This window comes from Prevotella multiformis, from assembly GCF_018127985.1.
Taxonomy (GTDB): Bacteria; Bacteroidota; Bacteroidia; order Bacteroidales; family Bacteroidaceae; genus Prevotella; species Prevotella multiformis.
The window spans coordinates 148,389-174,601 of the sequence record NZ_CP072357.1; the positions used below are offsets into that span (position 1 = coordinate 148,389).

General features: G+C 47.6%; 15 protein-coding genes. 5 read left to right on the forward strand and 10 right to left on the reverse strand.

Translation table 11 applies throughout. The features are described from left to right. Positions 1-23: 23 nt before the first annotated feature. The 3 genes from rsmD to J4864_RS00595 form a co-directional block, all read right to left on the reverse strand. Positions 24-554 carry a 16S rRNA (guanine(966)-N(2))-methyltransferase RsmD gene (rsmD, locus tag J4864_RS00585; RefSeq protein WP_211814228.1) on the reverse strand — a complete coding sequence of 177 codons (531 nt, stop codon included), beginning with the start codon at positions 552-554 and terminating at the stop codon, positions 24-26. A 146-nt stretch (positions 555-700) separates the two neighbouring features. Next, on the reverse strand, positions 701-1,597 hold the full coding sequence (locus tag J4864_RS00590; RefSeq protein ID WP_211814229.1) for a DUF3822 family protein: 897 nt from the start codon (positions 1,595-1,597) through the stop codon (positions 701-703). Between the two features lie 199 nt (positions 1,598-1,796). Then, entirely contained in the window at positions 1,797-2,135 is a 339-nt protein-coding gene (locus tag J4864_RS00595) for a MerR family transcriptional regulator (RefSeq protein ID WP_211814230.1), read from the reverse strand. A 264-nt stretch (positions 2,136-2,399) separates the two neighbouring features. Here J4864_RS00595 and alaS point away from each other — a divergent pair, with 264 nt between their 5' ends. The 4 genes from alaS to J4864_RS00615 all read left to right on the forward strand — a co-directional run bounded on the left by alaS (position 2,400) and on the right by J4864_RS00615 (position 8,673). After that, positions 2,400-5,066, forward strand: a complete 2,667-nt coding sequence (gene alaS, locus J4864_RS00600; protein WP_211814231.1) for an alanine--tRNA ligase — start codon at positions 2,400-2,402, stop codon at positions 5,064-5,066. Between the two features lie 687 nt (positions 5,067-5,753). Further along, positions 5,754-6,116, forward strand: coding sequence for a BlaI/MecI/CopY family transcriptional regulator (locus J4864_RS00605; protein WP_211814587.1), 363 nt, complete (start codon positions 5,754-5,756; stop codon positions 6,114-6,116). Positions 6,117-6,184: 68 nt separating this feature from the next. Continuing rightward, complete coding sequence (locus J4864_RS00610) at positions 6,185-7,627, forward strand: M56 family metallopeptidase (protein WP_211814232.1); 1,443 nt, start codon at positions 6,185-6,187, stop codon at positions 7,625-7,627. A gap of 104 nt (positions 7,628-7,731) precedes the next feature. Then, a complete protein-coding gene (locus tag J4864_RS00615; RefSeq protein ID WP_211814233.1) occupies positions 7,732-8,673 on the forward strand; it encodes a tetratricopeptide repeat protein in 942 nt (313 codons plus the stop codon). 735 nt (positions 8,674-9,408) lie between these two features. Here the strand turns inward: J4864_RS00615 and J4864_RS00620 are convergent. From J4864_RS00620 to J4864_RS00650, 7 genes are all read right to left on the reverse strand, one after another. After that, entirely contained in the window at positions 9,409-9,840 is a 432-nt protein-coding gene (locus tag J4864_RS00620; protein ID WP_211814234.1) for a hypothetical protein, read from the reverse strand. Between the two features lie 739 nt (positions 9,841-10,579). Further along, the gene (locus J4864_RS11745) at positions 10,580-13,171 is read right to left on the reverse strand and encodes a lantibiotic ABC transporter (protein WP_246479400.1); all 2,592 of its coding nucleotides are present in this window, start codon (positions 13,169-13,171) and stop codon (positions 10,580-10,582) included. Between the two features lie 2 nt (positions 13,172-13,173). Further along, positions 13,174-13,992 (reverse strand): GLPGLI family protein, encoded by an 819-nt coding sequence (locus J4864_RS00630; RefSeq protein WP_211814235.1) that lies wholly within the window; start codon positions 13,990-13,992, stop codon positions 13,174-13,176. A 220-nt stretch (positions 13,993-14,212) separates the two neighbouring features. Further along, a complete protein-coding gene (locus J4864_RS00635) occupies positions 14,213-15,028 on the reverse strand; it encodes a leucine-rich repeat domain-containing protein (RefSeq protein ID WP_211814236.1) in 816 nt (271 codons plus the stop codon). Positions 15,029-16,153: 1,125 nt separating this feature from the next. Further along, positions 16,154-18,442, reverse strand: coding sequence for an outer membrane beta-barrel family protein (locus tag J4864_RS00640; RefSeq protein ID WP_246479401.1), 2,289 nt, complete (start codon positions 18,440-18,442; stop codon positions 16,154-16,156). Between the two features lie 352 nt (positions 18,443-18,794). Beyond that, a complete protein-coding gene (locus tag J4864_RS00645; protein WP_211814238.1) occupies positions 18,795-21,206 on the reverse strand; it encodes an outer membrane beta-barrel family protein in 2,412 nt (803 codons plus the stop codon). Between the two features lie 621 nt (positions 21,207-21,827). Continuing rightward, positions 21,828-22,298 carry a BsuBI/PstI family type II restriction endonuclease gene (locus J4864_RS00650; RefSeq protein ID WP_246479402.1) on the reverse strand — a complete coding sequence of 157 codons (471 nt, stop codon included), beginning with the start codon at positions 22,296-22,298 and terminating at the stop codon, positions 21,828-21,830. Positions 22,299-22,868: 570 nt separating this feature from the next. Here J4864_RS00650 and J4864_RS00655 point away from each other — a divergent pair. Continuing rightward, entirely contained in the window at positions 22,869-26,195 is a 3,327-nt protein-coding gene (locus J4864_RS00655) for a SusC/RagA family TonB-linked outer membrane protein (RefSeq protein WP_025067195.1), read from the forward strand. Positions 26,196-26,213: the final 18 nt, after the last annotated feature.

Genomic DNA, 26,213 nt, shown 5'->3' on the forward strand with positions numbered 1-26,213 from the left:
CCGGACCGGTCTGGACTGATTGTTTACTTGAACAACGTGAAGTTCACGCTGCCATAACTCCTGTGTTCGAGAAAATGCGGATGGGTGGAGAAGTCGTCGTGTTTGCCATGCTCAAAGACAAGCAGCCCGTCTTCTTTCAAGAGTCCGTATTGGAAGATGAGGTCGGGAATGGTGGAAAGCTCGGGCAGCGCATAGGGCGGATCGGCGAAGACGAGGTCGAACTGCTGGTGACAGCTCTTCAGGAAACGGAAGACATCTCCTTTTATCAGCACATGGTTTTCCGTGCCGATTTTCTCCATGCACTGACTGATGAAGCGGGCATGGTCGCGGTCTTTTTCGACGCTCACCACCTGCGGACAGCCCCGTGAGAGAAGCTCCAGGGAGATGCTCCCTGTACCTGCAAAGAGGTCGAGTGCCGTGGCTCCTTCCCAGTCGGTGTAGCCGTTGATTACATTGAAGATGTTTTCTTTGGCGAAGTCGGTTGTCGGGCGGGCCTTGAAAGTGCGTGGGATGTCAAAGCGTCTGCCTTTGTATTTTCCTGTGATGATTCGCATTGTTTTTTGTTGTGGGGGTTAAGAAAAGTCTGTCCGCTTCCGGCAGGTATATTCCCGACTGTCCGGGACTCGTGTTCCCGAGGCCTGGGACTTCTGTTCCCGACGGTTGGGAACACGAGTCCCGGACAGTCGGGAATATTTTCCTGTCAGCCCAGGTAAATCGCCTTAAGATCGTAAGGAATCTCCTTCCGCCCGGCCAGCGGAATGTTGCCGAAGTCGGTTTCCGGGTCGACGACCCTGTAGAGTTTCAGATACTGTCCGATATGCTCGACGAGCCAGTCCCGATGTGGCGGGTCGCCGATGAGATACAGTTCGTCCTTGTCTGCATCCATCCCCGTCAGCTTCCATATATAAAGAAGGTAATACAGGGCATCGTGTGCGTGCGTGGCTTCGTATGAATTACTGAAGCGGAACCGGTTCTGCTGGAAACTGAACACCTCCATCTGTTTCTCATGGAAATAGGCGTAGAGCTTCCGGCGCGGTCCTGCGAAGGAGCGTCGGTAGAGATGTGTCCAGACCGACTGCATGAGCGGTTGGAAGCGGATGTCCTGGAAGTGGTCGTCGATGACGAGTCTGAGGTCTTTGTTGACGGAGAAGACGGCAACGGCATTCAGGTCGGACAGTGCGCTGGAAAGGATCTCCTCATTGCCCTGCCGGTGGTAAGTGTGGTGATAGAGTGCCTCGGCATCCTGCGTCTTGAACTCATCTGCCGGCATGAGCATCACCGGTGTGTCCAGCTCTGCCAGTACCCGCTTGTACCCGCTCTGAAGCAGTTCAGAGACCGTGAAGGCTTCGCGCAGGTTGGCTGCCATGGAGATGCCTGGCTTCATCTCGTAAGGTTCGTAAACGAGCATGCCGTTTTCCTGCGGGGCACCTACGGCGAATGCCATCGTACTTCTGCCGAACCGGATGGTCAGCCGCAGCTTCTTGTCGGATATGTTATGGTCGGTCTCTGTCATTGCAGATGTCATATTGCTTTTTACCATCTGCAAACTTACGCATTTTTTTCCGATTACGTTTGCTTTCCGGTTGATAAATATCATCTGACAGTTTTTTATCGGGCATTAGAGGGGATGAGGATGGATGCCAGGGGGAGTAAATATCCTTTCACTCACTTTTCCATGCTATGACTGTTCTGAAGGCTTTACGGATAGTCGCACAGAATAACGACAAAGGCCCACGGAAGCGCGAAAACTTCTGTGAGCCTTTGTCCATATATGCCCTGTCCCGGCAGGGACGATTCTATACCAGTCTGTCCAGGTGTTTCTTGAGATCCTTCAGCTGGTCGCGGACAGAGATGAGGCTTTCCATTATCTTCTGGCTCTTGTCTGCGCCGCTGCGGTTCTCCTGTAGCATCTTGCGGGCAGCGGCAATCTTGAAGCCGCGTACCTTGACGAGGTTGTAGATGACCTTGATCTGCTCGATGTCTTTTTCTGTGTACTGGCGCACACGGTTGCCGGTAGTCTTCGGGCGGAGGTGTGGGAACTCGGTTTCCCAGTACCGCAGCAGACTCTCCGTGACATTGAGCTGCTGTGCCACTTCCTTGATGGAATAATACAGTTTATGCGGATTCTCTGCCATGTCTTGTTTCTTTAATCATTCAAAAATAATAATTCACAATTCATAATTGTGATTGTCTTAGTCTGCGGACGACCCTGTTCGTTTTGTACATTCTGTCCTTTAAATCAATCATTTACACTGGCTCGGTGTCGGACAGAACGGATGTATGCTCCTCAAGGAGAAGTTTTTGCGTATTCAGCAGCCTAATTGTTTGCAAAAATACGCAAAAGTCAGTATCTTTGCAACAATTTTAGATAGAAAAATTGAATTAAAAACAAAATAAAGATGATGACAGCAAACGAAATCCGCGACTCTTACTTGAAGTTCTTTGAGTCGAAAGGACATGTTATCGTACCGTCTGCCCCAATGGTTATCAAGGACGACCCTACGCTGATGTTTACCAATGCTGGTATGAACCAGTGGAAAGATATTATCCTCGGAACAAAGGAGCCGGAGCCTCGCCGCCGCACCGATTCGCAGAAGTGCCTGCGTGTGAGCGGCAAGCATAACGACCTGGAGGAGGTGGGACGTGATGCGGCGTTGAGCCACCACACCATGTTCGAGATGCTGGGTAACTGGAGCTTCGGCGATTACTTCAAGGAGGGCGCAATCGATTACGCTTACGAATATCTCGTTGACGTGCTCCATCTCGACCCGAAAGACCTTTACGTAACGGTTTTCGAAGGCGACGAGGCAGAGGGCATCAGTCGTGACGACGAGGCGTCAGGTTACTGGGAGAAGCACTTTCCGAAGAACCATATTGTCAATGGCAACAAGCACGACAACTTCTGGGAGATGGGCGATACGGGACCTTGCGGGCCTTGCTCGGAGATTCATATCGACTTCCGTTCGGAGGAAGAGAAAGCGAAAGTGCCCGGTGAGGAACTTGTCAACAAGGATCATCCGCAGGTCATCGAAATCTGGAACATTGTCTTCATGCAGTTCAACCGCAAGGCTGACGGCAGTCTCGAACCGCTGAAGATGCACGTGATTGATACCGGTATGGGCTTCGAGCGTCTGGTGCGCCTGATGCAGGGAAAGAACTCCAACTATGATACGGATATCTTCACACCGGTCATTGCCGAGATTGAGCGGCTCTCCGGCAGGAAGTACAACCACACCTTCCCGGAAGGTCCTAACGGCGAGGGCGTGAACGAGGAGCAGAAGGTAGACATCGCCATGCGTGTCGTTGCCGACCACCTGCGTGCCGTTGCCTTCTCGATCGCTGACGGACAGCTGCCCAGCAATGCCAAGGCTGGTTACGTTATCCGCCGCATCCTGCGCCGTGCCGTGCGTTACGCCTACACGTTCCTCGGACAGAAAGAAGCCTTCATGTACAAGCTCTTGAATGTACTGGTACGTGAGATGGGTGCGGCTTACCCTGAACTCGCCGCACAGCGTGAACTGATCGGGCGTGTGATGAAGGAAGAAGAGGATTCGTTCCTCCGCACGCTGGACAAGGGCATCACACTGCTGAACGGCGCAATGGACGAACTGAAGGCGCACGGCAGGAAGGAACTCGACGGCAAGGAGGCTTTCCGCCTCTTCGACACCTACGGATTCCCGCTCGATCTTACCGAGCTGATCTGCGGCGAGAACGGTTATACCGTTGACGAGAAGCAGTTCAACGAGGAGATGGCAAAGCAGAAGGCGCGTGCCCGCAATGCGGCTGTCGTTGAGAACGGTGACTGGGAGGTGCTGCGTGAGGGCGAACAGGAATTTGTCGGCTATGACTATACAGAATACGAGTGCCACATCCTCCGTTACCGTAAGGTGACGCAGAAGAAAAACAGCTTTTATGAGCTTGTACTGGATCATACGCCTTTCTACGGCGAGATGGGTGGTCAGGTAGGCGATCAGGGTGTGCTTGTCAGCGAGGACGAGACGGTGAATGTCATCGATACCAAGCGTGAGAACAACCAGAGCATCCACATCGTCAAGCAGCTGCCGAAGAACGTAGAGGCCGACTTCATGGCCTGCGTCGACACCGAGAAGCGTGATGCCTCGGCTGCCAACCATACGGCGACCCATCTGCTGGACTATGCGCTGAAGCAGGTTCTGGGCGAGCATGCCGAACAGAAGGGATCGTATGTCAGCCCTGATACCCTTCGCTTCGATGTTTCCCACTTCCAGAAGATTACCGACGGGGAACTCCGGCAGGTGGAGAAGATTGTCAATGAGATGATCCGCAAGGACTATCCGCTGGACGAGCACCGTGATACACCGCTGGAGGAAGCGAAGAAGATGGGAGCTGTTGCCCTCTTCGGTGAGAAGTACGGCGACAAGGTACGCGTCGTCCGCTTCGGTCCGAGCTGCGAGTTCTGCGGTGGCATTCATGCCGCATCAACCGGCCGCATCGGCTTCTTCAAGATTGTCGGCGAGAGCAGCGTGGCTGCCGGCGTGCGCCGTATCGAGGCGATGACGGGCGAAACCTGCGAGAACGCCATCTATGTCCTCGAAGACACACTGCGCGACCTGAAGGCAATGTTCAACAATGCAAAAGACCTCAAGGCAGTCCTCACCAGATTCGTCGAGGAGAACGATGCCATGAAGCGGGAAGTCGAGAAGTTCCGTGCCCAGGCTGTTGACCGTGCAGCAAAGACATTGGCAGAACGTGTCGAGATGGTTGACGGTGTACACGTCATTAAGGCGGTATTGCCTGTCGACCCTGCTTCAGCCAAGGACATCGTCTTCAAGGTGCGTCAGTCATTGCCCGAGAAACTCGTCTGCATCCTCGGCTCTGTCTATGAGGACCGTCCGCAGCTTTCCATCATGCTCAGCGATGACATGGTGAAGGAGCACGGTCTGAACGCCGGCAAGATAATCCGTGAAGCTGCCAAGCTCATCAAGGGCGGCGGCGGCGGTCAGCCACACTATGCACAGGCCGGCGGCAAGGATGCCGATGGGGTCAGTGCAGCGGTTGACAAGGTGATGGAGTTGATTAATTTGTAGTCATATTATACAGGTGAAAAGGGGGCATGTGCCCCCTTTTTCAGTTTCATTCGATATTCCGGGTGATATTGCAATCATTATGTAATTGGAACATAAAGTTACCAGCGGTGAAACAACGATTGCATACGCAAGGGTATTCGAAGAATAAAATGCGCATTTTTTGAAACACGATATGCTCGTCATTTCTTTTCTGGGAGAGTATTTGCTGTCGACAGACAGGTGCTCCGAGAATAATTTTCCTGTCACTCCCGTCACTCTTCCATGACGGTCAAGATGTTCATATACAGCCTGTTGGCAAAGGATGTTAAAATGACAGCAAGTTGAATTAAAACCTGTGTTATGAACTATTCAGCAGTTCTCATCTTCATTTCGGGTTGATTTTATCACGTGTTACAGAGGGCAAATATGTCCCCTTACTGCTTGTCTTTTTATCTTCCTCTTCAACAACCTTCTAAACTCTTTGAGGTTTGTTTTTTCTCCCTTGCAGCATTCTGATGATTGATCATACTGACTTCACTAATCATCGTCTGCCACCCTCCTGTCACCTGCTAAAGCTACTAATAATTCGTATTATGCTGATATATAATATCAAAGTATTTGCTTATTAGCATTATTTAACGCTTTAAACTTGACTTGCTTACGAAATAATCGTAAGTTTGTGGCAGAATAATGAAACATGATTTGAATATGGAAAAACTGACGAAACAAGAAGAAGAGGTAATGCTGCAAGTCTGGCGTCTGGGCAGATGTACGACAAAGGAAATACTTCAGCAATTGCCTGAGCCGCGTCCTCCTTATACAACGACAGCTTCTGTGGTGAACAATCTGAAGCGGAAGGGTTATCTGAATGCAGAGCAACGGGGACTTACCTACCATTTTACACCTCGGATTGCGCAGTCAGCGTACAAGTCGGACTTCATGCGTAACTTCGTAAGCAACTACTTCAAGAATTCATTCCGTGAGATGGTTTCGTTCTTTGCGAAAGAAGAAGAAATTTCTCCTGAAGACTTGAAAGAGATTATCGGCGAGATAGAAAAAGGAAACGGCTAAGGCTATCAGAATAGTATGTAACCTGAATATATAACAAAACAAGGATATTCACCTGAAATATAAAAGCTATGGGCATTTGTTTTTTGAAGATAAACATAGCACTCGTTATTCTTTTTGGTTTTTACAAGCTAATGTTTTCGAGTGACACCTTTTTTTCTTGGAAAAGGGCAGCACTGATGGGAATGTATGTCGTTGCGGTTTTGGTACCGGGACTGAATTGTTCTTATTGGTTGAACAAGAGCGTTAGGGTGGTTTCCATGGCTAACGAATATGCCGATATTATTCTTCCCATTGTGACCATTACGCCGGGTGATAACGGTTCATTTGACTGGGAGGCTGTCGCCATGACGGCTTATAGCATGGTAGTCGCAGTGTTGTTGTTGCGCCTTCTTTGGCAGTTGTCTGCAATTGTCCTGCTAAAGCGGAAGTGCAAGAAGGCGGAAGTGTGTGGCGTAAACGTCTGTCTGTTAGAAGGGGATGAGGGACCCTTCTCATTCTTCCACTGGATATTTCTGAATCCAATGAGACACAGCCAGCTGGAACTGGACGAGATAATCGCACATGAGCGGGCACATTGCAGACAGCTCCATTCCCTTGACATTCTCTTTGCAGAGCTGTTTGCCATTGTCTTCTGGGTCAATCCATTTGCCTGGCTGCTGAAGCGTGAAGTGAGATTAAACCTGGAGTTTCTTGCTGATAATAACGTCCTGGCAGGAGGGCGAGACAGCAAGGAGTACCAATACCACCTGTTGGGATTGGCTTATAGAAAGAATGTAGCTACAATATCAAATAATTTTAATGTCTTACCCCTTAAGAAACGTATTAAGATGATGAACAAGAAACGAACCAATGGAGTAGCAAAAGCAAAGTATGTACTCTATGTCCCGTTGGCTGTAATGCTGCTTGCTGTGAGTAACATAGAGATTGTGGCACGCGAAATCGCCAGTGCTACAACTAACGGGCCTGTAACCGCAGTGAGTGTCAACAAGCAAGTATCCAAGCCATTGATGGTTCAGAAAGAAAAGCCAATGGCGGTTGAGAAGAGTAATGCGGATTTGCCTGTCGGGAAAGAAGAGAAATCAGAGACGGAGGATGTCGTACCATTGAAAGCGGAGGCGGAAGCCCCCGCAGTGGAGAATGAGGAGGCAGCCACGGAAGCATCTGAAGAGGAGCAGGCGGATCAGAAGCAGAAGGAAGGAGACCGGAAGGTCTATACTGTGTCCGAAGAAATGCCTTCGTTCAATGGGAGCGTCAATGCGTGGCTGGTACAGAACATGAAATATCCTGTTGATGCAGCACGCAATAAGGAACAGGGGACCGTGATTGTGAAATTCATCGTAACAGCCCAGGGCGAGGTGAAGGATCCTGTCATCGTGCGTTCAATATCTCCTTCACTTGACAAGGAGGCACTGCGTGTGGTTTCTGTAATGCCGAAATGGAATCCAGGGAAGAACAAAGGAAAGTCTGTAGATGTGTACTACTGTATTCCTATCCGGTTTAAACTGAACTGAAACGAGTGGAACCGATTTCTATGAGGCCGGGCTGTCAGGCTGATGGGTCTCATGGAAATCGTCTTACAATTTGATGTGCCTTAACTTTAAACAGATCCTGCACTATGCGGAAATTCATAATATGCCTTGTGATTTTATCCGGTATCCCTCTGTATGGTATGTCCCAGAATTATAAACGGGCTATCGAGAGGGGAGACAGCTGTATGGGGGTGTATGATTACTATAATGCCCTGTCATTTTACAGGCAGGCGCAGGTGCAGCGTGATGATCACGTTGTCAGAATGAAACTCGCCGACTGTTACTATCACCGTACATCGTATCAGCAGTGTGCAAATCTCCTGCGGGCAGTCCCTGTGGACACGTTGACCCACGAAGCACTCAGGGAATTGTATTATTCGCTTGGTGCAACCCGGAGAATCGCCATGCAGGTCTTCTATGGAATGACACTGGTGGAACGGTTCCCGAGGGACGGCCATGTCGTAGCCGACCTTATCGGCGTGCTGTTGAGTCAGGATTACAACAGGCCCGAAATGGCAGTCATGTATGGCGAGCAGTACTGCAAGACGGACTCTTTCAATACGGAAGTCAACCGTGCCTTGGGGGAAGCGTATTTCATAGAGCGGAAGTTCACGCAGTGTGTTGATACGTATAGAAGGGGGTTCGCTGCCGGTGACACGACTTATAATGCGCTCTATTATACAGGAGGGTCGTTTGAGTACATGGAGCAGCTTGACTCTGCTGCATGTTATTTCGCCAAGGCCGTGGAGATGAATCCTAAGATGGCTGTCGGCAACTACCGATTGGGTGTCGTGGAGAATAAGCTCGGGCGGTATGATGATGCCCTTGTGCATCTGAAGGCTGCCGCTGCTCTTTATGAACCCAGCAAGCCGCTCATGTTCGTTATTTATAAAACAATGGGAGAGGCGAAATATAGTCTGAAAAACTTCAAGGAGGCTTGTCTCTACTGGGGATATGCGCTGGCTTATGATGAGGATAAAGAACTGACGGAGAGGCGCGCTGCTTTGAAGAAGCAGCTGAGGCCATGACTTGCAGAAGGAAGCTCCTGCGGTGCGGATGCTTCCGGGAACGGCATCTACCTGTATAAAAAAAAGAAACGGCCGGGCGAAAACGCCCTTCCGTTATCTCCGAATAACCTCCGTCTCACGACGGAAAATATTTCTACAATCTTTACCTAAAATATAACTAAAAACCTAAATCTATTACTAACCTAAACAAATCTTTTCTGTTTTCAAAAATAATCCTGAGCAATCTTTACTACCTGTAAAGGGGATACCTTGTCGAGACAGGTATGTAATATCTCTTGAATTACGATGCAAAAGTACATCGTTTTTTCGAATTGTCAAATAAATCGGGCGAAAAATATCGATGTGTCGGCGAATTATTGATTTATATCAAACGATGAGGGGTCTCTTTGCTTTTTTCTGGATCAAGTGCCTTGTTCTTTTTCCTGCAGACGATGTCTTTCGTCATGGAAATTCTCCGTACTTTCCCGTCCCTGTTCTCTCCGTCATCCGGATTTCTCTCCCCCTTTCCGGCTTGTCTTAGAGAGGTGAGGCTTCTTGTTTCAGTCCCTGTGTCAAGGCGGGTGGAAATCATCCCATGCCGGCATATTGATGTCATGCCGCTGGCGACTTCTTCAGTGTGTCTTTCTTTTTATGCAGCACCTTCAGCCTTTCTTCCCTTGCAGTTCTTTCAGGAAGTAAGCAGCTTCAGCCTGCTGAGAGGCAAGGATCTGTCAGGTGGAATCCTTGGTGCCTGCCTCAACTCACCAGATCGCCATGTTCCTCTTTCCGTATTTCCATCTGCATAGGATCCTGTACGTTTGCTCTCATGAAGAGCTGCATATATCGTTCCCTCAGCGGCCCCACCCTTATGTTCTTCCGTGCACGTACGGAAGAAAGGATCGACGACGGGTTGCGGGGCTCACGCACGTGCAGCACCCGGCAGATGTGGTGTACGATGGTCTGGAAGTCCATCGGAAAACCTCTTCTGTCCATCAGCTTTCCGCTTGTCCAGACGATGTGTGCGAGTTCTACGAGGTCGCATTGCAGCCCCGTCCAGTATAGTCCTTCTTCTTCGTTTCGATTGATCAGGTCGTAAAAGTTATCGACAAGCCTTGCTGTCAGACGTTGTTCATCTTCTTGGGTCCAATTGTGAGTAGCTTTCATTACGATGTTCACTTTCTTCATCATTGTTCTTGGTGTTTTTGGTTTAATTTGGTGCGCTTTGTCAAATGTGTTTTATGCAAGCTTTCCGGACAGTGCTGGCGGAGGGCGGAGGGCAGGAGAAGCTGCCGGGCGGCATTGGCATCAGAGTTTCACAAGAAAGGTCCGGGAAAAGACTGTCTTGTGAATACGGGACAAAGATAGCAACGCATTGTGCAGTAAACGTTCAATTACGTTCTACCCACTCTTAAATTAATATAAGCCGTACTGTCTGTTGACCGTTTCGACGTATTCTGCCGGTCCGAAAGGGGGTAGAGTCCGGCAAGATCCATCTTTGTGCAATGCAGTCTTTCTTTATTCATTTGACTTTCCCTATTTTCATACTATTAAGGCCGGTCTTATAAATCCCACGTCAGTCTGTCTTTGATAGGGGTTTTGTCAACTTTTTTTTGCTTTTATGTGGCATCTTCTGTATTCTTCTGTTCTCTCTTGCAGACACATTAGCCTGCTATGCCCTTTCAGGAAGAAAGCGGAATCGGATCGCCATATTTTTGGTTCTTCCGTTCAATGCGTGGATGCTTTCCGTATAGCTTCAACGGAAGAACCGGAGGTATTCATTCAACAAAAACATGGGCAAGACCGTCAACAGTCTATGGATTTAACGGAAGAACAAGATTTCCGCCATAGAGATGGCATAACATTGCTAAGCATGCTGCTCCACATTGCATAGCGTCAAGTTGTTTTATAAAGACAAAACCTGCCATTCTTATTTTGTTACTGAAACAGTAAAAAGCAGCTCTCTTCCTCTCATGTGATAGCTGTAAGTATAAGTGTTCATTGTGTTGAAAATGGTGTAGCTATAATACTGTTGGTTGAAAATATTTCTCATGTCAATACTGAAACGAAGTGCCCTGTGCCTGTAACTGACTCCTGCATCGAAGATTGCCATAGTCTTGGTAAGATCCTGATACATTTCCTTTGTCGAAATATCTGCCATTGCCTTGAATTGCAGATTTGTTACAGGCTGCAATATCAGGTTGATGTCGTGTGTTTGCGACAAGAAGGACTTTGATACCTTTTGTATCTTCGTAATGTTCTTGGAAAAGCTATAAGTATAATATAACTCCATGAAGGAAACCGGCTTGAATGAAACCGACGGAACAACGTTCAGACTGTTCCACGAATAGCTGTAAATCATGCTGTTTTGCATCATCAGACTCTTGCTGTGCATATAAATTCCGTACAGCGAAAACTTGGTGTTGATGGCTTTTACCTGTTTTGTTATATTGAAACAGGCATTTATATTGTCAATGCCGTTAGGACTTGGCATCGGAAATTCCTTAATCAACGTCTGCGACACATCCTGCACTGGCAACAAATTATTATGCTGATGCGTGTAGCCTAAACCGACATTAAGGAAAAACATTTCTATCGGGAATTTCAAATCGTAGATAGCATTGAGTGTAATGCTTCTGTTTTCACTCAATATCCCTGAACCGTACTTTTGATAGTTCAGACTGGTTTGTATCGGTGCTGTGATAAAATCAGCCAGATCGCCTATTCTGTTTGCAAAAACTCCTTGAAGTCTTACAGTAGCCCTTGGCGTAACATTGTAGAGAAAATAGATAGAAGGATTCATCATAAAATTCCATTTCTGTTTCCTTAATGGAGTCGTTCCCTCATTTTCAAAATCGACTCTTGTTGTGGCCAATGATATTCCTGCCTTGAAATTATATTTTCGTTGTGGGTGGGTATATTCATATTGTGGAGAGAATGAAATTTCCAACTCGTTCCCTTTCAAGAGATTGAAGCCTGAATAGCCGTCGGTAAGCAAAGCCGAATTAATCCTTTCGTTGCGATATTGAAATGAAAGAGGGAAATAAACTCGTGAGTTTCTTCTTTCATAAGCGGCAGAAATAGTTTCCTTGTTCGTAAACTGTCTGCTGTCTGCACTTTGCTGAAAAGAGTCTGCTCCTCCGTCTGAAACACGAATAGTGCCATTAGGCGTAGATGTATAATTGAGGAGAGAGGAAAAACCCCATCGAAACTTATTCGTTTTCCAACGTATGGAAAGGTCGTTGGTAAAACCTAAATCGTGATACTTCTCATGCTGGAAGACGGAATTGCTGTTGTTTTCAACTGTCGGCAATTCCGATTTTACGAACGAAGCCAATGATGAGAACCGGTTGGTGATGTATCGTTTGTCGCTATTCTCTTTGTATTCGATGTTCAAGGCCGGCTTGTGAAGCGTAGAGGCCGGCTGATATTGGTAATCCTGTATGAATTCATTCTGACTGTTTCCAAAGAACATCTTGTGATTGTAAGCATAATCGCATTGGGAACGAGCATAGCCGACATTTGTTCTCAACGACTTGTTTTCCGACAGTTTGTTGAGTATATTGAAACTAAGGGAACAATCATTGGAATGAATATACCTTTCCCTCTTGATCGGTGCACTGGAAGAAGACAAGTTGCCCAATAGTCTTACACCGTAAGACTCGAACTGATCGTTTAGGAAATGATTGATGTTTTCATCGGCAGCAAACTCTCTTATGTTCCCTATCTTCAGTGTCCCCAGAAGTTGCGTATGCGATTTGAAGAGCATACCGGCTCCACTAACTTGGTAAAGTGTACTGTTACTGCGCAAGCCTCCAATGGCTTCGTATGTCCCGACAGGTTTAAACTTGGCGTGTTTTGAAAGTTTTATGTTGATTGCCACGTCGTCAGACAGCACGTCTTTGTCCATTTTGGCATCTTTATGATTATTCAATACCTGTACGGATGTAACGTAGTCTGCTGGGATATTGTTTGTGGCTACATTATACTGCCCGCCAAGAAGATCCATTCCCTCGATGTAAAAATTGGAAATGTCTTTTCCCATGTATTTTATACCTCCCGAACCTGTAACCTCAATGCCAGGCAATCGCTTCATAGCATCTCTAAGCGTGTAATCGCCCTTTCCTGCGAAAGAACTTAACTGATAGGAAACAGTATCACCGCGCTGACTTATTTCAGGTGCCTTCACAACAACTTCCTTAAGCTGTGTTTTTTTCCTGAGCAAGGTAATGTTCTTTTGTGTTTCTTTGCTGTCTATTACCAGATTGGTCTTCTCAAACGACAGATGCCCGACCGAGAGTAGAACAAGCGTTTTGGAACTGTTGTAGCTTAAGGCATAGCCCCCCTTCTCATTGGTAAAGGTATAGGCGATGGGCTTGTTGTTCTCTAATATCTGCACATTGGCATTGCTTACCGGCACACCCTCAGTGTCCGCCACAACCCCATTCAAAGTGTGTTTTTCTTGGGCCTGGGCTTGCATCCAAACGAAAAGACTGAGAATATAAAGGAGTAATCTTCTCATTGTCATTTAATCTCTAAAGGTACATAGCCATTTGTCCGAAGACGAACTTGTACTCCATTGATAAAAATAGAATTGCTTCCACCGTCGCCTTTTTCCACTCTCATATCCGTAATGCTCTCCTTTGGTATATTAGCTATCGGATTTTCTTCAAAATGATTCTTTGCCTTAATAAATTTTTCACGACTTGTAGCAATGCTGTTAGGTATTCTGGGCGCAGTGATTGGTGTAGTACCCCGCCTGAACGTGATAGCCTTAAAGTGGTGAATGTTCTCTGTATCACAAGCATACATTATCAGTCCAGGCAGTCCGCCAAGCTTCCACGGTCCAAAGGAGGATGGGATTTCTGATGAAAACCAGGCATTCCAGATACGCCCGCCATACTCTCCTGTGGCCTTATTACACAGATAACCGCATATCGTATCGGTCTCATCGGTAAGTTGCCATGCTATACCGTTCGTTGCTTCTTGATAGGAATACAGATTCGGCGGAATCACACTGTACACGGTGATCGTTCTTTCTGACGCATTTACAAACGTAGTCTGGTCAAAGTAGAAGGCTGTTTTCACTACACCCTCTTCAGCTTTCTTTAATTGTTCTTCTGTTGCTTTTCCAGTCTGCATTAAAGAATCTAACTGAAAAGCAGCATAGTCGGCGAACCTGGCGTGAATATCATCAAACTGCAATATCGTTGTATAGGTTTCATTTTCTGCATTCGTTGTCTTGACAGTGTATTCGTAAATACATTCATAACTGTTGTCTGCTTTCTGAGCAAAAACCTGTAAGGGGATGATCGACAAGAAGAATAAAAAAATCTGTTTCATAACTTAACATGCATTGATAATGTCTAATATCGTTATGTCTGAGGAAAGTCTTTCCCCATTTAGGATATATGTGGGAGTTTCTTCTATATTATTATTCTTGAACCATTTGTAATGTGATAAGATAATGGAATCTATCGTGTTATCTCCGTTCTTATTATTTCTACAGTAATGTTTTATGAACTTTTCTCTTCCAAAATAAAACCAATCAGAAATAAGTTTATCAATAGGAAGAATAGGGGTCTGAAGTGATTTGAATTTCTTGGATTACAACATCCTTGCATAAATCAAAGGCATTATTCTCTATTTTCACCTTTGGGGGTAATGTGACCAATCTTAAGGAAGTGCAACCGATAAAAGCCTGTACCCCTATCCTTTGCATAGATGCCGGCAAGGAAATCTCACCTAAACTTAAACAACGTGCAAAAGCATATTTCTCTATAGTCTGCAGAGAATCGGGAAGTTTTATTTTTCTCAGTCCTTTACAACCGGCAAAAGTGCGTTCTTTTATTTCTGTGACAGAATCGGGCAATGCCAATTCCTGTATGCTTTCACACAGTGTAAACGCCTTGCCGCCAATGAAAGTAACAGTGTTGGGTATCTTTGAAATTGTAATTCTGCAACAATCCCAGAATGCCCCATATTCTATTCTTTTAAGATTTCGGGGCAGTGAGTCTAAGCGTAGGTTTTCGCACATGTTAAAAGAATTTTGGCCGATGACTTGCAGGGAATTTGGCAGGTATATGCGATGTAGATTTTTACAAGTGTCGAAAGCTCTCCCATTGATTACTTCCAGCCCTTCAGGAAGTATGACTGTTTTAATGTAATCGTTAAAGACAAAACAGCATTTCCCTATGACCTTAACCTGTTTTAATTTCTCATCTTTAGTCAAATCCACAATACTGTCTTTCCTATCCCATTTTACAAGTTCAAGGACTCCTGCAGAATCCGACAGCTCATATCCTGATTGGGAAGTCTGACCTTTGACGAATCCAGATGAGAGTGAAAATAACAAAAGGGCTAAAAGTGTTTTTTTCATAAAATGAATCAATTAAAAAAAACAGAAAAACTGGTCAATAATCCCGGTACTGACCAGTTTTCGTCACCTTGCAATTAAGCTGTTCGTTTTTATTTGTATTCTAATTACATTCTGCAAAAATACAAATAAATTTTATTTTAAACAAGAAGAATCAGTTTTTTAAATGTATTTTCTTGATATTTCCACTATATTTGTAGTATTTCACTTTATATACATTCTTAGAATAAAAAATATTATTTCGTTAAAAGATTTCGAGATTACTGCGAGCGAGGAATATTATCAGACGTAGCAGGAGATTCCGGAGTTTCATAGACCAGATAAATCTGTTCGGCAGCAAGGTTTATGGTTCTTCCGTTAAATGCGTGGATGCTTTTCGCATAGCTTTAACGGAAGAACCGATGAAAATATAGCCAAGACCGTCGACTGTCCATTCTATTTTCATCCTCCGATACAAATTCCTTTTCATTTGAATACGTTGAGAATACAGATGGGATTTTGAAAAGTCATTACATAATTTCAAACAAACCATCTGCAAATAAAAAGAATGCGTGCAAAAAGCAGGTCTGTAACCGGCAGACAGTCAACTGGTTATCGGGCCGTTCGCAAAAGGTGCTTGATTGGGCCTCAAAAGGGCGTTGGTAACACGCCGAAAGAGCACCTGTTGCACGTCAATCAGGCATCTTTTAGAAGCCAGAAGAGCATGTGTCAGCTTGGGTTGCATGAAAACAGTTTACAAACACCGATGATATGGGGATAAATTGTCTGTAAAAGACGGAAAGACAGGCTGATGGACAGGCATCGCATCAATGCGCCTTTTCAGCATCTTATCTTGCAGTTTATCCTCCTTTGAAGACCATCTGATTTCGGATGGTCATGCCATGCAGGCGCATAAGCCTTTATTCTATTCCCCATCTACGCATTTAACAGAAGAACCAGATTTATCAGATTACGGCAAGAATGGGAGCCGGAGCAAGATGCAAGATGGAGGCTCATGACGGTGAGGTCTGCCACTTGCAGAATATCTTGTCATTGATGTCTGCGAAACAATGGAGGTCAGACACGATGCCCCGCAGTCCATAGAATCCGGTTGCTGTACGAGTTTCATTCTCCGGTACTTTTCTTTCTTTACAATCGGTCTGTCTCTTCTTGAATGGATGATCTGGCCTGGGATTTCGCTTTTGACCTTCCGAACGTGTATCGGAGCGAAAGGCCGATGAAACGGCTGTCTGCATTGGTGTCCATTACGATTCTTGCCCGCTGCATGTTCTGTACCCAGTTGTTGACCCTTGCGGTTTTGAATATGTCTTCTGCCTGCACGCTTATTCTGAGTCTGTTCTGGAAAAGATCCTGTGTAAGATACAAGGAGAAATTGAAGGATGCCCTGTGGTAATAGAAGTCATTGTGCTGTGCATTCCGATAGGCCGCGGAGAGCATTGATGATGCTCCCTTCCACAGGGAAGTCTCAAGGTTCGATTTCAGATACAGGCCTATGTCTTTGAACGTGGAGTAGACCACTCCTTCATAATTCATACGACTGGACGACAGCATCAGCGTGGTGTTCCCCCTTATGTTTCCTGTCCCGTAGTTACACATCGTGTAAAGGACGAGACGGCGTACATGGGGTATGTTGTCATAGGTGAACCTGACCCTTTGCGTTCCATTCCGTTCTTCCAGTACCGCCACCTGGGCTTTCTTGTTGTGATACTGTTCATAGCTGACGGTCCCGGCAAAGATTCCTTTCTGTACGGAAAACGAGACAATGTCGACCAAGGCCGATTTCAACAAGGGGTTCCCGATGGAATACGACAACGGGTCTATGTAGACGCTTTTTACAATCAGCTGATTGTAAGTAGGTCTGTAAATCCGGCGGGAATAAGAGAGGCTCGCCTTCACGCTGCCATTGGCGGCGATGGACAGGTACGGGAAAAGATGATTGTAAACCGTATCTGAAACGACACGGTCGTTGTCGGAGGATTGGGAATGCTCTCTCTCATATCTCAGACCTGCCGCAAAAGAGACTTTGCCGACGGTCTTTCTGAGATTGACATACGTGGCGAAGGACCTGGACTCCAATTTGGAATCCGGGGTGTTCTCATAACCGGAGAGATAAGTCCCCCGGTCTTTTATGCAGGAAATCTTCACTCCCAAGGCATAAGAGAGGAAAGAAAGCCTGTGGGAGAAATCACCTTTCAGTCCGAATACATCGTAGTGATCGGTGAAGTCCTGTGATACATTTCTGTTCGCCGCCTTTTCAGAAACATGCTGACTGTTTTTGAGCGATGCCCCGTAGTAGTCCGCATAAATGCCCAGGAAACAGTTTTTCCCTTTGTTCGTGAAATATAATGACGGATTATGGTCTGTCCTTTTCATAGATGAATGAACGGAGACAGGCAGGGGCGTCAATGCCTGATGATCGGCTGACACAACAGCATAATCCTGCTCTTTCTCAATATTCTGTTCCGTGACGGACAGCCGGTAGCCTAAGCCAAGGGCTGTCTGCGGGCGGAAGTGATATTCTGCAGTCTGGCTGATATCCAGCAGATTGTGCCTGACCATGAGTTCGCTGAACCGGCTTGTCCGAAGTTCCTGCACATCCGACCAGACGTGCTTTTCTTCAGAATCGTACTGAAGATTGCCGTTGGAAGAGAAACGGACATCCGTAAAAAGATCAAGCGACTTTATCCGGCTGTTTAATGTAACGGAACTGCTGTTGGAGAGCTTTCTTGCCATTGAGAATTTGTTTACGGCAGCAATATGAACGTAATCCTGGATGGCATCTCGGGTTGAAATGTTTATGACGGCATCATAATCTGCCGAATAGGCAGCAGATGGATTCCGGTCTATTGAAACAGACTTGATCTGACGTGACTGGAGAGCCTGTAATTCACTGACGTTCCGGACCGCCCTCCCGTTCAGGTTGATCAGCAGACGCGGCTTGCCCATTACGCTGATTTTCCCGTTACCCGACACGACAAGCCCGGGAATGCGCCTTGCCACGTCGACAAAAGTACCGGCGTTTTCAAGACGGGTCTTTGCAATGTCGACCACATAAGAATCGCCTGAAAACCTCACCAACGGCCTGCGGGCTGATACGACGACCTCGCTTAATTCGGCAGGCTGGCTGTCTAAGACGATTGCCCCGATGCTGACGACGTTCCCCTCCCTCTTTCCCAGGTCGAGAGGGAGGTAGGCCGGCACATAGCCTAAAGAACTCACTTTTATCAATGCCGCTTCCTCCGGAAGTTCCATCTCAAAAGACCCTTCGAAGAAAGCACCGCCTGCCAGCATGGAGGAGTCTGCACGCAACGCCCTTACGTCAAACACTTCTATCGGATGCTCCAGAGAGTCGACCACCCTCCCCGAAATCCGCAATGCCTGGGCATTTACGTACAGAATGCCAAGGCAGAAAGCCATAATAAAAAAGAATATTCTCCGCATAAGGCGTTGACTTTTCTCAGACGGAAGGAATCAGGATAAATTCCGTTTGCTTATACCTTCTCTGTCCATTTGATTTCCCATATTTCCATACTATTAAAATTTAAAAGGATCAGAACAGGATGTTTGTTCTGTACGATTACAGCGCAATATTATATAAATCATTTCATTTTTCCAAATCTTTCAGATGTTTTTTCTCCAAAAGTATTGTTTTGTTGTCTTTTTCCTCCATTTTACAACAAATAATGGCGGCTCCGACATTTCCTGAAGACTGGAGGATGACGCAGGAATCCTTGTCGGATCCGCTCCCGTCAGGATCGGCGGATTTTTCTCATTCTACGCCTGTCTTTTGATCATCACTCTTTAGCGTTCTGTCTCGCTTTATCTCTTTATGCGTTCCTTTTTGCAAAGTGTAAGTAATATCTATGCCGAAGGCTCTCGCTCGCATAAAGTTCGTTTGTGAACCGGAAAATGACGGGAGCAGGTTTTGCTCTCTGATTTCAGTGAACTTGTCAAATGGAGAGTTGATGACTGCTCGGACATTTAACGCATTCTTCAAGAAGGACTTACTGATGCTGCATGAATAGATGTTAAAGCTATGTGATCTGTTCCAGATGGGATGCATGTTCAGATAATTGCCGTACTGCAGGCTTAGCGTCCATTGGTTCTTCAATGAAATGTCGCACATGAATGTGATATTATACGATTTCCCATCATCACAGGCACTCGCATAGTCTTTCATTCTATACCATCCAAAGTCGCCCGTCAACGTCAAAGACAGAGGCAGAACAGGCTTGTAATTACCATAGAAATTCATTCTATAATCATTCAGGGAGCTTATATTCATATATTGACTCAGATACCGGTGGTATTCTTCTGAATAGCTTGGGTACAATACAATCGGGCGGTTTTGATGTTTGTATGTGAATCCGCAAGACAAGAACACCGTATTGGAATACGTCATGTATGAAGCGTCAACTGTATTGATGTAGGAGCTTTCCAGTTCCGGATTCCCCATTTCCGCTTTATATTGAGAAGAGAATGTCTTAAAGGGATTAAGCATGAGAATGTCAGGGCGCACCATTCCGCCGTTATACGAAAGGGACAGAGAGGAGTTCCCCCTTTGATACGAGACGCCTATGTACGGTATCATGTTCCCGAAAGTCTTTGAAAAGGCTGCTTCTTCCATCTTGGGAAACAGCATTTTCATATGGGTGTATTCCCACCGGAGCGATGTGTCAAAAGTAAAGTCCTTGACACTGAGTGAATAGGACGCATAGGCTGCAGAAACATCCTGCCGGTAATGGATCTGATCCAAAGAAGAACTTTCGTCTTTTTCCGTCACCCATTCATTGTTTTGGTTCAGAAGAAGCATTTCCGTGTCAATGGCTCCTTTCCTGAAAATCTGCTTCCCTCCTATCTGCAGGAATTGAGTATCATTGTCTACCAGAGTGATGCTTGCCGTAAGGCTATGCTCATTTAAGCCTCCGTGCGTTTTGTTCCGGCTCTTCTGCTCACTGTCCGTGTTGTCAGTATATGTCTGATTGAAGTTCCTGATATCCGGATTGTAAGTATAGCGATAACCAGCCATCCAGTGTTCCTTGCTTTTGTCTCCTCGGAACATTTTCCTGTAAAGAAGGTTGGTCTCAAAAGTCCCCGCTGTATTGTTGTGCTCAGAAAGAAAAGCGGTATGAAGCGGCTCAGTCAATTTCCGGTCTGTAAACGTCTGACTCCAATCGGTACTCATGTCGGTTTGTTTTATCATTGCATGACCGTCAACATACAGACTGTTCAGACTGTCTATATTAAATACCATCATCGTCCTTAATGTATGGGTTCTCCATTTGCCATCGGATATTCCGCTTGCAGTATTCTGTTGATAGGCATCCGGAGTAGAGTATATACCGGATGACTCTACCGGTTGATTTCTCTGTCCGTCATAACTGTAGTTATATCCCACTAAAAAATCGATCTTCTTCTGCGTGCCTACCAGACTTATTCCGGCACCGGCTTTAGGAAGAGTATTGGAATTGCCGTTAAGAGTGAGCGACCAGTTGTTGAAATGATGCCTGGAAGTGATGATGTTGATGACGGCATCTCCGGTCTCACCGTCATATCGTCCATCCAGGCGGGTGATGACCTCTACCTTCCCAACGGTAGATACCGGGAAGGATCTCAGTACTGTCTGTGGATCGTATTGTGCCATGCGGTAAGGCTTTCCGTTCAGATAAATGGAGTAAGCTGAACTTCCCTTGACTGTTATGTTCCCGTTAGGAGTAACATTGACCAGCGGTACGTGATTAATCGCATCCAGCAGATTCAATGCCTGGACACCTGCATCCTTGGAAATGTCATATACAATCCCTTTATCAGTAAGTTTTATCATTCTTTTCCGGGCGAAAACGGTTACTCCTTCTAATTCTTTTGTATTTGCCGATAATGATATGTCTAAAGACTGATGCTGGATGATTTTTATATGTCTTTGCAGTTTATCGTATCCCAACAAACCGAACAGGATGTCATATTCTCCATCCGGCAATTCAACCTGACATGTACCAGCTGTATCCGAGAAGCACACAAGAGAGTCATGAGTACTTCGTATGTCAATTTGCACGTAAGAGAGAGGTTCACCACTATGAGAATCCTTGATGTGGATAATCAACTGGCTGTTTTTCCCATCAGCTTGCATCACATTGCCAAAAAGCAGGAATAGCAGTATGAAAAATATCGATTTTATCTTCATGATTTCTTTATTTTGGAATGGATCTCAACATATTTATCGCTTTCTCTTTATAAGCGCAATATTACGGAAAATACTTTAATTTGCAAAATCTTTTTAATGTTTTTCATTTAAAAACTTCTTTTTGTCGTCTTTTTCCTCTATTTTACAACAAATGATGGCGGCTCCGCCATTCCCTGAAGACTGGAGGATGACGCAGGAATCCTTGTCGGATCCGTTCCGTCAGAATCGGCGAGAGGCGTTTTTCTTAGTCCCCGGCTTGTCCTTTGCCCTGACCTTTCACCTCCGCATGAGATGAAAGCTGTGGCAGAGAGATTCTTCTTCCTGTGCTGACTGGAAGAACCGGCGGTGACGGGGATTGAGGACGAAAGCGGAAGGGAATGCAATACGCTTATATTCAGACATATAAATCGGATGCTGGAAAGAGAAGCCTTGCAGGAAGACAAACAGGCGTTACTTGGCTTCCAAACAGGCGTTAGTTGAGGTGTTAGTAAGCCTTGGTTGGCAGGCAAGTAGGCCTTGGTTGGAAGGCAGGGTAACACCTCCTTCCCCGGACACGCTCCAGAGGGGGGGAGGTGGCAAAAGTTCTATGGGGTAGCTGAACGGCAGGGACAGATGCCCTTTCTATGTTTCCTGTTGTCTTGGTCCCATGAACTTGTCGCCGTTCAGATGAATCATGTGGTCTGGCATATCTGCAATCCAGACCTCCGATTCCCATGCCAGCAGTTCGGAAAACCGCTTGAATTTCGCAAAATCGGGAAATGCGGTAACGAAGATTTTCCCCGACTTGACCCCTTCGGTCATTTGGGTTATATCCCTTACCCTTTCCGGGCTCATAGGCCCGACAGAATCCACGGCCTCAATAAAGTACAGCCAGTCTTTATCTTCTCGATAAAGAACCACGTCCGGCATTTTATCGTGAAGTGTTATGTCGAATCCGAGTTCCCGCAGTTTCATCTCGTTCTTAACCATGTCCCTGTGCGTAGTGTCGCCGACATAAAGGCATTCGGAACCCGGAGCAAAGCGAGGTGCGAATTCTTCCAGAATTGCTTTTTGAAGTCTGTTATGGGATTCGGGATCAAACGTTTTTCCCATTTACTAATGTTCTGATTCTTATTTCTTTGCAAATATACGCAAAATCGCACTTACAGACAAACGGTAATGCCGTTTTTTTATCTCCCTGTTTTGAGGTCCGGCTGTTTTACGCAGTCGTTTTCGGGATGGATTTCAGGAAGGGATGTCCGTTACAGGGCAGGGGAGTCATGGGCTGCCGGGTGATTAAAATTTGTTAAATGCCATGGACGTGATAAGTATTCGTCCGCATCAGGTTGTTTGGTATATAGATGGCGGCAGAATCGGTTCATCCGGCTATGTACCATGCTGCCCGCCGTCGTCCCGTCCTGTTGCGGACTTCCGTGGAACGGCGAGCCTGCCGGCAGAGACAGGGAAATCTACAGACGTGGACCTGACGGATGTGAACAAACCGAGCACCTGAACCGTATGAACGTCTATATAATATAAGGTGGAAAAGCGAACGTGAACAGACCGAGTACCTGAACCGTATGACCGTCTATATAATAAGGTGGGAAAGGAAAACGGAATTTCGTGTACAGACAGAACGGAACAAGTCAATAAAAACAAATAATGTCCAAAAACCTAAACCGGATGAAAATCTTTAAGGAAACAAAGCAGAAGCATCTGTATTTCTCGGCTGCCTTTGCTTTTTCGCTGGCACTGGCTCCCGCCGGTGCCTATGCAGGGTCGAACGCCAGAGCTGCCGCGGTACAGGCCGTGCAGCAGAACGGCAACCACAAAGTGACGGGCCGTGTCGTCGATTCGACCGGTGAACCGCTGATCGGCGCCACCGTCCTCGTCGAGGGCACCACGAACGGTACCGTCACCGACATCGACGGCAACTTCACCATCAACACCCCCTCGAATGCGAAGCTCGTCTTCTCTTACATCGGCTATGTCGGCCAGTCGGTTGCCGTCAACGGCAAGAACACCATCGACGTGACGCTGAAGGAAGAGAGCAGCCTTTTGAAGGAGGTCGTCGTGACGGCCATGGGTATCCAGCGCAAGGAAGAGTCGCTGACATACGCCACGCAGAAAGTGAAGGCGGAAGACCTCATGAAGGTTCAGGACCCGAACGTTGCCAATTCCCTTGAGGGCAAGGTGTCCGGTCTGACGATTACGCCGAGTGCCGGTGGTGCCGGCGGTTCGACGAAGATTGTTCTCCGCGGTGCCAAATCCATTCTGGGCAGCAGCTCGCCGCTGATTGTCGTCGACGGTGTACCGATGACCAACGATGCCCGCGGCAAGCGCGACATGGCTGGCGAAGGCTTTACGTATGCCGGTATGTCCGAGGGTTCCGATCCGCTGTCGCTGATCAACCCTGACGACATCGAGTCGATCAACGTCCTCAAGGGTGCCAATGCGGCGGCCCTTTACGGTTCTGTTGCCGCCAACGGTGTCGTGATGATCACCACCAAGCGGGGCCGCGAGGGCAAGCTCGACATCAACGTCACATCGAACATCACCTTCGACTCGCCTTTGCTGACACCGAAGATACAGAACACATACGGTGCCACGATGAACGGCAACACCATCCAGGCTGACGGATGGGGACCGAAGATCGGCTCGCTGGCCGACAACCAGCTGACGATGAGTTCCCCGCTGAACTCCACCAACTTCCAGTCGGGGGCGATGCATGACATTCACCTGCGCAACCATGCCCAGGACGACGTGAAAGACTTCTTCCGCACGGGTGTGACGACCAACAACTCCCTGTCGCTTTCCGGCGGTACAGAGAAGATGACGACTTACTTCTCCATGGCGAACAGCCATTCTACAGGTCTGCTGCGCAACAACAACTATAACCGCAACACCTTCAGCCTGCGCCAGAGCTACCGTTTCTTCAACCGTCTGAAGGTGGACCTGTCGCTGAACTATGCGCAGACCATCACGCGCAACCGTCCGGGCGGCGGTACGGTGGGCAATCCGCTTTACCACCTCTACCTCACGCCCCGCAACGTCGACATGGACTACTACCGCAACAACTACGTCACACAGGACGGCAAGTGGCTCAGCGGTCCGCAGAACTACTACGAGCTGTCCGGGGGAAACTACAGCTATACGACAGACCAGGCGAAGCTCCAGGGGCCGCGTCAGAACTGGGCGTTCATGAACGCTGCCAACAACAACCCCTACTGGCTCATCAACATGAACCAGAGCAAGCAGAAGGAGGACCGCATCTGGGGTACCATCTCGGGGAACGTAGACATCTACGACGGGCTTTCCTTCCAGGCACGTATCAATTATGATCACACCCGCTACAAGTCGACGAGCAAGCGTTACGCCACGACCTTCCTCCCGGCATCCATGGAGGACTACGGCCGCTTCTGGGATTCAGACTCGAAGACGACGGAGATCTACATCGACTACCTGCTCAACTACAACAAGACTTTCGGCGACTTCGACCTCTCAGCGACAGCCGGATGGGTGGGACATACCATCAAGGGTGAATACAAGGGGACGGATGTCATCGCTACCTATTATGACCGTACGCTGCAGAAGCTGCCTACGAAGGTGAACTACTTTGACACCAGTGCCGGCGGCATGGGCGCGACGTCAAGCTCGAAGTCGTCGAACTGGGACCGTGCATGGCTCGCTACGGCGCAGATGGGATGGAAGGATATGGTGTTCGTCGATGCTTCCTACCGCCGCGACTGGTACCGTCCGTTCCGTTACTTCAAGCTCAGCGGCATTTCCAATACCGACAACTACGGCTATTTCGGCATCGGTGCCAACGCCATCCTGAGCAAGCTCCTCAAGCTCCCCGAGCCGGTCAACTACCTGAAGTACCGTGCCTCCTACTCCGAGGTGGGTAACTCCATCCCCAACATCGCCTACAACGCCGTGAGCACGAACCTGCAGACCGGTGCCATCAACGGCAGCAACTATGCGCAGTTCGTCGACCCGCGGCCGGAGAAGACCCGCTCTTTCGAGACAGGTGTAGAGAGCCTCTGGTTCAACAACCGGCTGAGCTTCGACCTCACCTATTACAACGCTACCATGAGCCACCTCTACATGACGGCGGCGACGGGTACAGGTCTGACGAAGAACATGAACTCTGCCAAGGTGCGCAACCAGGGCATCGAGATGACCCTTGGCTACGACTTCAAGCCGGTTAGCTGGCTGCGCTGGCGCACGTCGTTCAACCTCTCCTACAACAAGAACAAGATTCTCAAGACCGCCTACGACGAGCAGGGCAAGGAACGGCTCATCGAGCAGAAGGTCGGCGGCGTACACGTGAAGTACATGGAAGGCGGTTCGATCGGCGATATGTACGTGCCCGACTTCGACCGTGACGAAAACGGACACATCAAGCTCAATTCGCTCGGTCAGCCGCAGTTCGACAAGAGCGGAAAGCTGAAGTACATCGGCAACATGAACGCCAACTGGCAGATGGGATGGAGCAACACCTTCACCTGGAAGGACCTCTCGCTGTCGTTCCTCATCAACGGACGCATCGGTGGCAAGGTCATCAGCCTTACGGAGCAGCAGCTCGACTACTACGGCTACTCGCAGCGTTCGGCAGATGCGCGCCTCGAGGCGGAGAAGAACAACATCGTCGCAAAGGACTACGGCAATGTCCCGGGCATGATGCTGCCTGACGGCAGCGGGCGCATTGTTCCCGTGCAGTCATACTATCAGGCAATCGGATCGGCAGACAGTCCCGCAGACTACGTCTACAACGCAACGAACTTCCGTATGCGCGAGCTGTCGCTGGGCTACACCTTCCGCAACCTCTTCGGCATGAACCGCAACCTCGCACTGTCGTTCATCGCCCGCAACCTGTTCTTCATCTACAAGGACGCACCGACTGATCCGGACGTTTCTCTCTCGACAACCAACGGACTGGGAGCCTTCGAGCTGTTCAACACGCCGTCGACCCGCTCCTACGGTTTCTCCTTGAAAATGAATTTCTAAACCCAACGATTAAAACCT

Coding starts and splice junctions, on each gene's coding strand:
- rsmD (WP_211814228.1), bottom strand. CDS start 554: ATGCGAATCATCACAGGAAAATACAAAGGCAGACGCTTTGACATCCCA.
- J4864_RS00590 (WP_211814229.1), bottom strand. CDS start 1,597: ATGATATTTATCAACCGGAAAGCAAACGTAATCGGAAAAAAATGCGTA.
- J4864_RS00595 (WP_211814230.1), bottom strand. CDS start 2,135: ATGGCAGAGAATCCGCATAAACTGTATTATTCCATCAAGGAAGTGGCA.
- alaS (WP_211814231.1), top strand. CDS start 2,400: ATGATGACAGCAAACGAAATCCGCGACTCTTACTTGAAGTTCTTTGAG.
- J4864_RS00605 (WP_211814587.1), top strand. CDS start 5,754: ATGGAAAAACTGACGAAACAAGAAGAAGAGGTAATGCTGCAAGTCTGG.
- J4864_RS00610 (WP_211814232.1), top strand. CDS start 6,185: ATGGGCATTTGTTTTTTGAAGATAAACATAGCACTCGTTATTCTTTTT.
- J4864_RS00615 (WP_211814233.1), top strand. CDS start 7,732: ATGCGGAAATTCATAATATGCCTTGTGATTTTATCCGGTATCCCTCTG.
- J4864_RS00620 (WP_211814234.1), bottom strand. CDS start 9,840: ATGATGAAGAAAGTGAACATCGTAATGAAAGCTACTCACAATTGGACC.
- J4864_RS11745 (WP_246479400.1), bottom strand. CDS start 13,171: ATGAGAAGATTACTCCTTTATATTCTCAGTCTTTTCGTTTGGATGCAA.
- J4864_RS00630 (WP_211814235.1), bottom strand. CDS start 13,992: ATGAAACAGATTTTTTTATTCTTCTTGTCGATCATCCCCTTACAGGTT.
- J4864_RS00635 (WP_211814236.1), bottom strand. CDS start 15,028: ATGAAAAAAACACTTTTAGCCCTTTTGTTATTTTCACTCTCATCTGGA.
- J4864_RS00640 (WP_246479401.1), bottom strand. CDS start 18,442: ATGGCTTTCTGCCTTGGCATTCTGTACGTAAATGCCCAGGCATTGCGG.
- J4864_RS00645 (WP_211814238.1), bottom strand. CDS start 21,206: ATGAAGATAAAATCGATATTTTTCATACTGCTATTCCTGCTTTTTGGC.
- J4864_RS00650 (WP_246479402.1), bottom strand. CDS start 22,298: ATGGGAAAAACGTTTGATCCCGAATCCCATAACAGACTTCAAAAAGCA.
- J4864_RS00655 (WP_025067195.1), top strand. CDS start 22,869: ATGAAAATCTTTAAGGAAACAAAGCAGAAGCATCTGTATTTCTCGGCT.